8 protein-coding genes are annotated in these 12,422 nt (G+C 51.1%); 4 read left to right on the top strand and 4 right to left on the bottom strand.

The features are described from left to right. The first annotated feature begins 112 nt into the window (after window positions 1-112). Both KP22_RS16940 and KP22_RS16935 read left to right on the top strand, forming a co-directional pair. Window positions 113-1,402: an HAAAP family serine/threonine permease gene (locus KP22_RS16940; protein WP_039325343.1), complete on the top strand. Its 1,290-nt coding sequence runs from the start codon at window positions 113-115 to the stop codon at window positions 1,400-1,402. A gap of 174 nt (window positions 1,403-1,576) precedes the next feature. Further along, window positions 1,577-2,944: an L-serine ammonia-lyase gene (locus KP22_RS16935; RefSeq protein WP_039325341.1), complete on the top strand. Its 1,368-nt coding sequence runs from the start codon at window positions 1,577-1,579 to the stop codon at window positions 2,942-2,944. A gap of 229 nt (window positions 2,945-3,173) precedes the next feature. On the opposite strand, the gene KP22_RS16930 is transcribed toward KP22_RS16935, so the two are convergent. The 4 genes from KP22_RS16930 to KP22_RS16915 all read right to left on the bottom strand — a co-directional run bounded on the left by KP22_RS16930 (window position 3,174) and on the right by KP22_RS16915 (window position 8,383). After that, window positions 3,174-3,611 (bottom strand): helix-turn-helix domain-containing protein, encoded by a 438-nt coding sequence (locus tag KP22_RS16930; RefSeq protein WP_039306361.1) that lies wholly within the window; start codon window positions 3,609-3,611, stop codon window positions 3,174-3,176. 129 nt (window positions 3,612-3,740) lie between these two features. Further along, window positions 3,741-4,556 (bottom strand): phosphate ABC transporter ATP-binding protein PstB, encoded by an 816-nt coding sequence (gene pstB / locus KP22_RS16925; RefSeq protein WP_039306358.1) that lies wholly within the window; start codon window positions 4,554-4,556, stop codon window positions 3,741-3,743. A gap of 15 nt (window positions 4,557-4,571) precedes the next feature. Further along, window positions 4,572-6,218 (bottom strand): phosphate ABC transporter permease PstA, encoded by a 1,647-nt coding sequence (gene pstA / locus KP22_RS16920; RefSeq protein WP_039325337.1) that lies wholly within the window; start codon window positions 6,216-6,218, stop codon window positions 4,572-4,574. Continuing rightward, on the bottom strand, window positions 6,215-8,383 hold the full coding sequence (locus tag KP22_RS16915; RefSeq protein ID WP_039325334.1) for an ABC transporter permease subunit: 2,169 nt from the start codon (window positions 8,381-8,383) through the stop codon (window positions 6,215-6,217). The genes pstA and KP22_RS16915 overlap by 4 nt, the downstream gene beginning before the upstream one ends. Window positions 8,384-8,797: 414 nt before the next feature. On the opposite strand from KP22_RS16915, the gene ppk1 reads away from it, so the two are divergent. Continuing rightward, entirely contained in the window at window positions 8,798-10,870 is a 2,073-nt protein-coding gene (ppk1, locus tag KP22_RS16910; RefSeq protein WP_039325331.1) for a polyphosphate kinase 1, read from the top strand. After that, window positions 10,870-12,405 carry an exopolyphosphatase gene (ppx, locus tag KP22_RS16905; RefSeq protein WP_039325329.1) on the top strand — a complete coding sequence of 512 codons (1,536 nt, stop codon included), beginning with the start codon at window positions 10,870-10,872 and terminating at the stop codon, window positions 12,403-12,405. Before ppk1 ends, ppx begins: the two co-directional genes overlap by 1 nt. The last annotated feature ends 17 nt before the right edge of the window (window positions 12,406-12,422 follow it).

The raw sequence follows: 12,422 nt of genomic DNA, 5'->3' as shown, positions 1-12,422 counted from the left end.
AGCAGTGTGTCTTTTTCGTTTTTTAAACTCTGTAACGGCAAGTTGCCGATACTGTAATTTTAATGCCCCAGCATGATGGGTATTCATGTGTTCACCGAGGAGAGACCAGTAAATGAGCACAATTCAAGATAGCAGCCACGTGGTAGAACAGGCTTCAGGATGGCGTAAAAGCGATACCGTCTGGATGCTGGGCCTTTATGGCACGGCCATCGGCGCTGGCGTGTTATTCTTACCTATCAACGCCGGTATTGGTGGCTTAATTCCGTTAATTATCATGGCTCTGATTGCTTTCCCAATGACGTATTATTCTCACCGTGCATTATGTCGCTTTGTATTATCCGGCAAAAAAGGTGGGGAAGATATTACCGAAGTCGTTGAAGAACATTTCGGCGTTGGTGCAGGTAAATTAATCACTTTGCTTTATTTTTTCGCTATTTATCCGATCCTATTAGTTTATAGCGTCGCTATCACCAATACCGTAGATAGCTTTATTACTCACCAATTGCATTTACCTTCTCCACCGCGTGCCGTGCTGTCATTAATATTGATCCTCGGGTTGATGTTTATTGTTCGTTTCGGTGAAGCGATGATTGTTAAAGCAATGAGTGTTCTGGTTTATCCTTTTGTTGCCGTATTGATGTTGCTGGCACTTTATTTAATCCCAAACTGGAACACCTCTGTTTTTGAAAACATTTCTCTGAGTTCCAGCGTAACGGGCAACGGTCTGTTGGCGACATTATGGCTGGCTATTCCGGTGATGGTTTTCTCCTTCAGCCACTCGCCGATCATCTCTTCTTTCGCCGTAGCCAAACGCAAAGAATACGGTGATGATGCAGAGGAAAAATGCTCACGCATTCTGTCTTATAGCCATATCATGATGGTAATGACCGTCATGTTCTTCGTCTTCAGTTGCGTACTGAGCCTTTCTCCGGTTGAGCTGATGGAAGCAAAATCACAGAACATTTCCATTCTGTCTTATCTGGCGAACCACTTTAACAACCCGGTAATCGGCTATCTGGCTCCGGTTATTGCTACCATCGCGATCTCTAAATCCTTCCTGGGTCACTATCTGGGTGCGGGTGAAGGTTTTAACGGCATGATTGTTAAATCTCTGCGCAGCAGAGGCAAAACGATCTCCAACACTAAACTGAACCGCATCACTACGCTGTTCATGCTGATCACCACCTGGATTGTCGCGACGCTGAACCCTAGCATTCTGGGTATGATTGAAACGTTAGGCGGCCCGATTATCGCGTGCCTGCTGTTCCTGATGCCGATGTACGCCATCCAGAAAGTCCCAGCGATGAAAAAATACAGCGGCCACATTAGCAACGTCTTTGTCACCCTTATGGGACTGATCGCTATTTCCGCTATTGTTTACAGCCTGCGCGATCTGCTGTAACCCCCCCCCTAATTTAACGCCGGGATGTTGTTCTCTAGCGATACCCTAGATCATTCGAGTTGCAGGCAGGCGGCGCCCCTTCAGGGCGAGGCTCAGAGATGAGCCGAGTATTGCCAACACACATGTGGCTTGAAGTATGACGGGTATCCGGCGTTTTTTTTCAAGGAAATCGCTATGGTCAGCGTATTTGATATCTTCAAAATCGGTATCGGCCCATCCAGTTCTCATACCGTCGGCCCGATGAAAGCGGGTAAAATGTTCACCGACGATCTGGTTAATCACGCTCTTATCTCATCAGTGACACGCCTTGTCGTTGATATTTACGGTTCACTCTCCCTGACGGGAAAAGGGCATCATACCGATATCGCTATTATTTTGGGCCTTGCGGGTAACCTGCCAGATAGCGTGAACATTGATACCATTCCAGCCTTTATTCAACAGGTGAAAGATACCCAACGGCTACCAATACTCAACGGTCAGTATGAGGTCAGTTTCCCGCTGGAATCTTCTCTGCGTTTCCAACCGGAAAACCTGCCGCTGCATGAAAACGGCATGACCATTCGCGCCTACAACGAACAAGATCTGGTCTATAGCAAAACGTATTACTCCATCGGGGGCGGATTCGTCGTCGATCAGGAAAGCTTCGGAAAAACCACTATGACAGAGGAAAGCGCGCCCTATCCGTTCTTTTCTGCCCAGAAGCTGCTGCAACATTGCCACGATCACTGCCTGTCTTTATCCGCCATCGTCCTGAAAAACGAAATTGCGCTGCACGGACGGGAAGCGCTTGAGCACTATTTTGCCGACGTGTGGAAAACCATGCAGGACTGCATGCATCGCGGTATGAATACCGAGGGGGTATTGCCCGGCCCATTACGCGTTCCCCGCCGGGCATCGGCACTGCATCGCCTATTGTTCATCAACGATCGTTTCTCTAACGATCCGATGGATGCGATGGACTGGGTTAACATGTTCGCCATGGCCGTATCCGAAGAAAATGCGGCTGGCGGACGCGTTGTCACTGCACCCACTAACGGTGCCTGCGGCATTATTCCTGCGGTGTTGGCCTATTACGATCGCTATGTTCAGCCGGTAACCCCGGAATCTTACCTGCGCTACTTCCTGGCATCCGGTGCTATCGGTATGCTCTACAAAATGAACGCATCTATTTCCGGGGCTGAAGTTGGCTGTCAGGGAGAAGTCGGCGTTGCCTGTTCGATGGCCGCAGCCGGACTGGCTGAGCTACTCGGTGCCAACCCGGAACAGGTATGCATCGCCGCAGAAATTGGTATGGAGCATAATCTGGGGCTGACGTGCGATCCGGTAGCGGGTCAGGTACAGGTTCCGTGCATTGAACGTAACGCCATCGCCTCCGTGAAGGCGATCAATGCCGCAAGAATGGCGATGCGCCGTACCAGCGAACCACGCGTATCGCTGGATAAGGTCATTGAAACCATGTATGAAACAGGCAAAGACATGAACGCCAAGTACCGAGAAACGTCTCGCGGGGGACTGGCTATCAAAGTGGTTCTGTGCGAATAATATCCCCGTCATACTTCAAGCTGCTTGTGCGTTGGCAATACTCGGCTCATCTCTGGGCCTTGCCCTGAAGGGTCAACGCATAGCGTTGTTCAAAACGCTAACGTTTTGTCACGCAACTTGAATTATTTAGGGGATTAATGGCAGATGAAAAACTGATTCTGTCGCGTTAAATGCCTGGCAGATTAACGCGACAATCGAGGGTTAATGCGAGTGATGTAGCATTAACCCTTTATTTTTTATCGCTTTCAGGTAGCGACCAGACAATATTGTTTTCAGCCGCTGCAATGTACCAATCGACGGTACTGTTAGCCGGCTTCTTGATGTTTTCATGCTTGGTGAGCACTTTAGCTGGAAACGTTGCGGCTTTCTTTCTGATACGCAGCGGCGTCTGTTTTTTCTCACCGCTGATCTGCGCATGGAAGGATTCAACTTCGGCATCGAAGAGCACGCCGTCAATCTGATGCAGACGGTTCAACCCACGCAGAATAGAGAGCAGGCTGCTAAGCGTAATGGATTCGCCCATTTCAGCACGCTTGATCGTCGCAATCCCCAACCCCGCCCGTTCGGCAAGATCGACCTGCGATAAACGCTGTTGGATTCTGGAGTCTTTTATTCTCCGGCACAGCTCGGTAATAATTTCACCTTCGTTCATGGTACTGAATTTCATCTTAACCGCCACTTGCCAAAGTCAAAAACTTGCGCGCATTTTATCATCAATTTTTCAAATGGCACGGATAATTGATGAACGGTAGCCATAATTTCTTTAGGTCATTTAATACGATAGATTGATTAAAACTCATCCAAACCGTCCGGTAATGTAGTCCTCTGTACGACGCTGCGTCGGAGAGGTGAACAGATCGTCCGTACGGTTGTACTCAATTAATTTTCCCTGATTGATAAACGCGGTGTAATCAGACACGCGGGCAGCCTGTTGCATATTGTGCGTCACCAACACCAGCGTGAAGTGCTGCTTTAGCGTTCCCATCAGTTCCTCAACAACCAGCGTCGAAATGGGATCGAGCGCGGAGGTCGGCTCATCTAACAACAGCACTTCTGGTTCAATGGCGATCGCCCGAGCGATCACCAAACGCTGCTGCTGTCCACTAGATAGCGTGAGCGCATTGTCGCTCAGCCGATCCTTTACCTCATGCCACAGCGCCGCCGCTCGCAGCGCACGCTCAACAGCATCATCCAGTAAGCGACGATCGCGCAGCCCCTGCAATCTCATGCCATAAATCACATTTTCATAGATCGATTTGGGAAACGGATTCGGGCGTTGAAAAACCATACCAACCCGACGGCGTAACACGGCAACATCCAACTGCGGATCGTTAATAGGCATACCGTTCAATCTGATATCGCCTTCGGTACGACAGTCATCCACCAGATCGTTCATGCGGTTAAAGCAGCGTAACAGGGTGGATTTACCACAGCCCGACGGGCCGATCAGCGCCGTGATCTGATTCTTCGGAATACGAATCGAAATATCGTTCAATGCCTGTTTATTACCATAGTACAGATTCAGATGCTCCACGGTTAACGTCGTCTGCTCATCACTCAGTTGATGAACATCAGGCAGCGGTGCCATCTCCTTTTGTGTCATAAATCCCATAACTTCATCCTACTTTCAGAGTGATAACGAACGATATTTCTCACGCAGAACATGGCGAATCCCAATCGCCGCAAGATTCAACCCGACCACAATCAACACCAGCAGCAGCGCAGTGATATACACCAGCGGCCTTGTGGCCTCCACATCCGGGCTTTGGAATGCCAGATCGTAGATTTGGAACCCCAGATGCATAAATTTTCTCTCAAGATGCAGATAAGGGAAAATGTCATCAACCGGTAATACCGGCACCGACTTCACTACACCGACCAACATCAGCGGTGCCGTTTCCCCTGCGGCACGCGCGACGGCAAGGATCAGGCCCGTCATCATCGCGGGAATTGCCATCGGTAGCACAACGTGCCACAGCGTTTCAGCTTTGGTGGCTCCCAGCGCCAGTGAACCGTGACGAACAGACATCGGGATGCGTGATAATCCTTCCTCCGTCGCCACAATCACCACCGGTAGCGTTAGTAATGCCAGCGTCAGTGACGCCCACAGCAGCCCCGGCGTGCCAAACGTCGGGTTCGGCAACGCTTCAGAATAGAACAGTTGATCCAGCGTGCCACCGATGAGATAAACAAAAAAGCCTAATCCAAACACGCCGTAAACAATCGACGGCACCCCAGCCAGATTGACCACGGCAATTCGCACCCAGCGCGTTAAACTGTTTTTCCCCGCATATTCATGCAGATAAACCGCAGCGATTACCCCCAGTGGCATCACCACGATGGACATCAGCACCACCATCAGTACCGTGCCGAAAATGGCGGGGAAAAGATGGCCTGCACTGTTGCTATCCGGAGAATAGTGCACCAGCAGGTATTTAGCCTGCTCCCCCCAGTGGCTGACTTTTTCCCACAGGTTCATCGCATTCGGATACCAGGCCTGTTCTATGTCCCTGAGCGGAATGAGGTGGACAGTGCCGTTCGCGTCCCGTAACTGTACGGTATCGCGATTAATGTCCAGATTGAGTGCAGTTAACTGGCGCAACAGCTCATCGAAACGGCGTTGCAGCTCAGTACGTTCAGCCTGAAGTCGGGCAATCGACTGATTATCCAGCGTTTTGGTCTGTTGCCGCTTTTTCTCTTCCAACCGCAACGCCTCAAACTGCTGGTTGATCTTCGCCATCTCTCCCATGCGGATAGCCTGCGTTTTCGCCAGCAATCCCTGCACCAGCTCGATGCGGTGCTTTAAGGTCGAGGGGAGATCCGTCGCCACCAGCGGCTGCTCCCCTTCCAGCATGCCAGCCAGATAGCCATAGGCCGTGCCATTGTTCGTCCGTTTCAACACCAGAATGTCGGCAGGTTGATCAAAGCGAGCAATATCGCGCGACAGCAACGAGCGAAAGCTCTGCCCATAGATTTCACGTTGGCCAATTTTGATCAAATAGCGTGTTTCAGCCTCTCTAGACGGCGAGGTTAAACCGGCCTGTTCCAACTGCTGAGGCGAAAGCGTCTGCTCTGCATAAATTTCGCCAATCACCGCACGTTGCACACTCTGTTCAGGCTGTAACGTCAACAGCCAGACGGGCTGCGGCCACAGATAGCGCATACCCTGCCCGGCCAGCAGCACGATAATTGCCAGCATCGCCAGCAGGCTAATAGAAATAGACGATGCCGTTAGCCACACCCACGGTCTTCCCGAACGGAACCAGCGCTTCACGCGTTTTCTCCTTCATCACGATAGCGTTGGCGCAGGCGCTGCCGGATAGTTTCAGCCAGCGTATTCACGATAAACGTGAAAACAAACAGCGTGAGTGCCGTTAGAAACAGCACCCGGTAGTGTCCGCTATTCGTTACCGCTTCAGGCATTTCAATGGCGATATTCGCCGCCAGCGAACGCAAGCCCTGAAGCAGTCCCTCATCCATAATCGGCGTATTACCCGTCGCCATGAGCACAATCATGGTTTCCCCCACGGCACGGCCGAAACTCAGCATCAGCGCGGCGAAAATCCCGGCGCTGGCAGACGGTAGTACGATACGCCACAAGGTTTGCCACGCCGTCGCCCCCAATGCCAACGATCCCTGACTTAAACGAGCAGGTACGCAGAACAGAGCATCTTCCGCCAGCGAGAAAATCAGCGGAATCAGCGCGAAACCGAGAGCGACACCCGCCACCAGCGTATTGCGTTGCACGAAATCATCACCTAACCACCGGTACAGCGGCTGACCCAACACCGCGATTTCGATAAGCGGCGCAATCCAACACCCCGCCACAAATGTCAGCAAAATGGCAGGAATGAGAAATAGCGCATCCCACCCAGCAGGGAAACGGACGCGCCAGCGCGTCGGCAGACATTCAATCAGCCAACCGCAGCCGATCACAGCCAGCATCCATAAAATCGGCATGACCAAAATAGCGGACAGATACGTCGCAAAATGCGGTGCCAGCCAGATGGCTGCGATTAGACCGACGACAACCGTCGGCAGCGCGCCCATGATCTCCAGAGTAGGTTTAATCCAGCGTCGAAGCGTCGGCGACATAAAGCAGGCGGTATAAATCGCGGCGGACAGCGCCAGCGGCGTAGCAAATAACATGGCGTAAATCGCCGCTTTCATCGTGCCCAGCATCAGCGGCATCATGCTGAATTTGGCCTGATAGCTGTCATCCGCAGACGTGGATTGCCAGATATAAGCAGGCTCTGGGTAATTCTCATACCACAGTTTTTGCCACAGCCCGCGCCAGCCGATATCGGGATAGGGGTTATCAACCTGAAAACGATGTAAACCTTGCGCTGTTTCAACCAGCATGGCAGAACCACGTGGCGAGAACGCCAGTCCCAGTGCATGAGCGGGTAACATTTGCGTCAGCAGCGCATGCGACTGCTTACTAGCAAACAGCGACAGTTCACCCTGTGCGTTCAACGTGGCAAACACTCGCCGCTGTGCCTCCGTTGCCAGCAACACCGATTCCCCCGCGACGTGCGGAAACTGGCGCGTTTCCGTCAGCCTAGTCCCCTTTTCGCTCAGAACCTCAAACCATTGGCTAATGCGCCCGTCAGCGGCCTGCACCAACAACGATCGCCCGCCTGACAACAGTGCCAGATGCAGAGGTTCTGTCAGTTGTAATTGCCGCTCTTCTCGCAGCGTCAACGCATTCGCACCCAACTGCCACAGCGTTAATGTCTTGCCGCTGAGCAAATACACTTGCTGCCCATCGGGAGTCAGCAGCAGTTGGTTAATCGTACCCGTCGGAAGCGTCACTACTGCCCGTTGCCGCACGCCGTTTTCACCAACATCAGCAACAATCAAGGCATTGTCCTGCCCAATCGCAGCCACAATAATATGTTTTTCACCCACAGGCGCTATCGCGAGATGGCGCAACGGCTGCGCAGGTAGCCCAAGCGAATAAGACTGCTTACCCAGCGGATAATCCCAGACAGGAGGACGATTTTCCGTACGCGACAGCTTAGGCTGAACGAAAAGCAGACGGCCGTCAGGCTGGCTCAAGGCATAAACCTGCCGCTCATCCTGACTTTGTGCCAGTAAACTCAGCGCGGGAACCAGTTGAATCCGCGACATGGGCTGATTTTCCGCAAACGGAATAAACTCACCATAGCCTTGGGCATCGATGCGAAACCCGATTTGCCCATTGTCGCTGAGGCCCAGCGCCAGCGACGGTTCTGCACTGTGGCGCTGAACCGTTTTTTGCCCGTTAACGGAGGGAGAAAGGAACAGTGGCGTCACGACATACAGCAGATAGAAGAAAATTAACAACAGCATAGCCAGTACCAGCAGCCCGCTGCCCGCAACAATGCGGTGGGTCAATCGATCGACCCACGCTCGTCGACGATCTCGATACTGTAATGTATTGACTGTTTTTACCATTGTTCTCGCCGTTAAAGTGAAGCCGCCAGAGTCGTGTTGTTAACGCATTACGGGTAGCATATGTTGCCTTTACGCCCATAATATGACAATGGTAAGTCTGTCTATGAATTAGATTTTATACTCTAAATAGTTCGAGTTGTATGAAGGCGGCAACCGAGGGAGTCCCCGGTAGCTTACTTTAGTAAGTGACTAGGGTGACAAATCTGTCGGGAGCAGATTTGAGCGCTGCTAGCAGCGATCCTTTAGGGAGAGGCCCACGACGGGCCAAGTATTTAAGAGCAGCCAACGCACAAACGGTTCGAAATATGACGGGTATCGTCATCAACACGCCATAATGTTGTTGTACCCTATATCAACAGCGGAAGGGTATGAATATTGGATGAACCTTCAGTACATGAGTTGAGCGGAGTGACAATGGGTCAGGACAAACTCTACATAGAGAAAGAATTAAGTTGGTTATCCTTTAATGAACGAGTACTTCAGGAAGCAGCAGATAAAAGCAATCCCTTAATCGAACGCATGCGCTTTCTTGGCATTTACTCCAGCAATCTTGATGAGTTTTATAAAGTCCGCTTTGCCGATTTGAAAAGACGCATTCTGATTAACGAAGAGCAAGGTCTGGACGGCAATCTGCGGCACCTGTTAGGCAAAATTCAGGCACGCGTATTAAAAACCGATCAAATTTTTGACAGTCTTTACAACGAACTACTGCTGGAGATGGCGCGTAACCAGATTTTTTTGGTCAACGAGCGTCAGGTTTCCCCTAATCAGCAAGAGTGGCTGAGGGACTACTTCCGGCAATATCTGCGCCCACATATTACGCCAATACTCATCTTTAACGAGACCAATTTGGTGGAGTTCCTGAAGGATGACTACACCTATCTTGCCGTCGAAATTATTCGTGGCAACGAGATCAGTTACGCCCTGCTGGAAATTCCTTCAGATAAAATACCACGCTTCGTCAACCTGCCTGCGGAAGCGCCACGCCGTCGTAAGACCATGATCCTCATCGATAACATCCTGCGTTACTGTCTGGATGATATCTTCAAGGGCTTCTTTGATTATGATGCGCTGAACGCGTATTCCATGAAGATGACGCGCGATGCGGAATACGACCTGGTCACGGAAATGGAATCCAGCCTGCTAGAGCTTATGTCCTCTAGCCTTAAGCAGCGCCTGACCGCCGAGCCGGTAAGGTTCGTGTATCAGCGCGACATGCCGGACGCCATGGTGAAGATGCTACAAGAGAAACTGGGGATCTCGTCCTTTGACTCTGTCATCCCCGGTGGGCGTTATCATAATTTCAAAGACTTTATTTCTTTCCCGAACGTCGGACGCGCCAATCTGGTTAACAAATCCTTGCCCCGTTTACGGCACACTGGTTTCAACCGATTTCGCAATGGGTTTGATGCGATTCGTGAGCGTGATGTCCTGCTCTATTACCCGTATCACACCTTTGAACATGTATTAGAACTGCTGCGACAAGCGTCTTTCGACCCCAACGTGCTATCTATCAAAATCAATATTTATCGCGTTGCCAAAGACTCGCGCATCATTACCTCGATGATTCATGCGGCGCACAATGGTAAGAAAGTCACGGTGGTCGTGGAACTACAGGCGCGCTTTGACGAAGAGGCCAACATTCACTGGGCCAAGCGTCTGACCGAAGCGGGCGTGCACGTTATTTTCTCGGTGCCTGGGCTGAAGATTCATGCCAAGCTGTTCCTGATTTCCCGCCGGGAAGGGGAAAACATCGTGCGTTACGCGCACATCGGTACGGGTAACTTCAACGAGAAAACCGCCCGCCTGTATACCGATTACTCTTTGTTGACCGCCGACGAACGCATTACCAACGAAGTCCGTCGCGTCTTCAACTTCATCGAAAACCCCTACCGTCCGGTCAGTTTCGAGCACCTGTTGGTATCACCGCAAAACTCACGCGACAAACTTTATCAACTGATCGATACCGAGATCGAAAACGCGCTGGCGAATCGAGATGCAGGCATTACGCTTAAGGTAAATAATCTGGTAGATAAAGGGCTGGCAGAAAGGCTGTATCAGGCTTCCTCGGCAGGCGTGAAAATTAATCTGCTGGTACGTGGTATGTGTTCACTGATCCCCAATTTGCCGGGGATCAGTGAACATATTCAGGTCATCAGTATTCTTGACCGCTATCTGGAACACGATCGGGTGTATGTCTTCAACAACGGCGGGGATAAGAAAGTCTACCTCTCCTCCGCCGACTGGATGACACGTAACATTGATTATCGTATTGAAGTGGCAGTAGAAATCCTTGATCCTATTTTGAAAAACCGCGTGCTGGAAACGCTGGATATTCTGTTCAGCGATACAGTCAAAGCCCGTGTCATTGATAAAGAGTCGAGCAATCGCTATGTATCACGCGGTAACAAGCGTAAAGTACGCGCGCAAAATGCCATTTACGACTACATCAAGGCGTTGGAGCAACCTGGAGATAAGCCTGAATAATGCCGTTAACGAACAATGAAGAAATCGAGATGAAACCGCAAGAATTCGCGGCTATCGACCTGGGCTCCAATAGTTTTCACATGGTGATCGCACGCGTGGTAAACGGTGCACTTCAAGTGTTGGGGCGGTTAAAACAGCGGGTACATCTGGCCGACGGACTGGATAACAAAAACATGCTCAGCGAAGAGGCCATTCAACGCGGCCTGAGCTGCCTGGCGTTGTTTGCTGAACGTCTGCAAGGCTTCCCGGCAATGAACGTCTCTATCGTCGGAACGCATGCGCTGCGTCAGGCAGCCAACGCGCAGGAATTTTTGCGTCGCGCGGTGGATATCATTCCCTATCCAATAGAGATCATTTCCGGCCATGAAGAAGCCCGTCTGATTTTTATGGGGGTGGAGCATACACAACCGGAGAAAGGTCGCAAGCTGGTCATCGATATTGGCGGAGGTTCCACGGAGCTGGTTATCGGTGAAGATTTCGAGCCGATGCTGGTTGAAAGTCGTCGTATGGGATGCGTCAGCTTCGCACAGCAGTTTTTCCCTAATGGTGAAATTAGCGAAACCAACTTCAAGCGCGCCCGACTGGCCGCGGCACAAAAGCTGGAGACGCTGTCCTGGCAATACCGCATCTATGGTTGGAAATTTGCTCTCGGTGCATCGGGAACGATCAAAGCCACGCATGAAATTCTGGTGGAGATGGGAGAGAAAGACGGCCTGATTACCCCCGATCGTCTGGAAATGCTACGCACACAGGTCTTACAGTTTAAGCACTTCAAGTCGCTCTGTCTGCCGGGGCTGTCCGAAGATCGTCAGTCGGTGCTGGTGCCCGGTCTGGCGATTCTGTGTGGTATTTTCGATGCGCTGGCGATCAAAGAGCTACGTCTGTCCGATGGCGCGCTGCGTGAAGGCGTGCTGTACGAAATGGAAGGTCGTTTCCGCCATCAGGATATTCGTATCCGTACCGCGCAGAGCCTGGCGACCCATTACAATATCGACCGTGAGCAAGCGCGACGCGTACGAGAAACCACACAACAACTTTATGCGCAATGGGCCACACAAAATCCCAGTCTGGTACATCCACAGCTTGAGGCCATCTTAAACTGGGCTTCCATGCTGCATGAGGTAGGATTGGGCATTAATCATAGCGGTATGCATCGCCATTCTGCCTATATTCTGCAAAATACTAACCTGCCCGGTTTCAATCAGGAACAGCAGCTTGTGCTGTCAATGATCGTGCGATTGCACCGTAAAGCGATCAAACTGGAAGAGTTGCCACGGCTAAACCTGTTCAAAAAGAAACAATATTTGCCCATGATACAACTCTTGCGCCTTGCCACGCTGTTGAACAATCAGCGTCAGGCCACGACAACGCCAGAATCGTTGCAGCTGCATACCGATGACAATTATTGGACGCTAACCTTCCCATACGACTTCTTTACCAACAACACGCTGGTACAGCTGGATTTGGAACGGGAACAGGAATACTGGCAAGACATCACCGGCTGGAAGTTGGTGATTAAAGAAGAAAAATCCTGATTATTTAATGTGTTACG

The sequence above is a fragment of the Pectobacterium betavasculorum genome, assembly GCF_000749845.1.
Taxonomy (GTDB): Bacteria; Pseudomonadota; Gammaproteobacteria; order Enterobacterales; family Enterobacteriaceae; genus Pectobacterium; species Pectobacterium betavasculorum.
The sequence above is the reverse complement of the archived record's forward strand: the minus strand, read 5'-3'. Positions and strand labels throughout refer to the sequence as shown.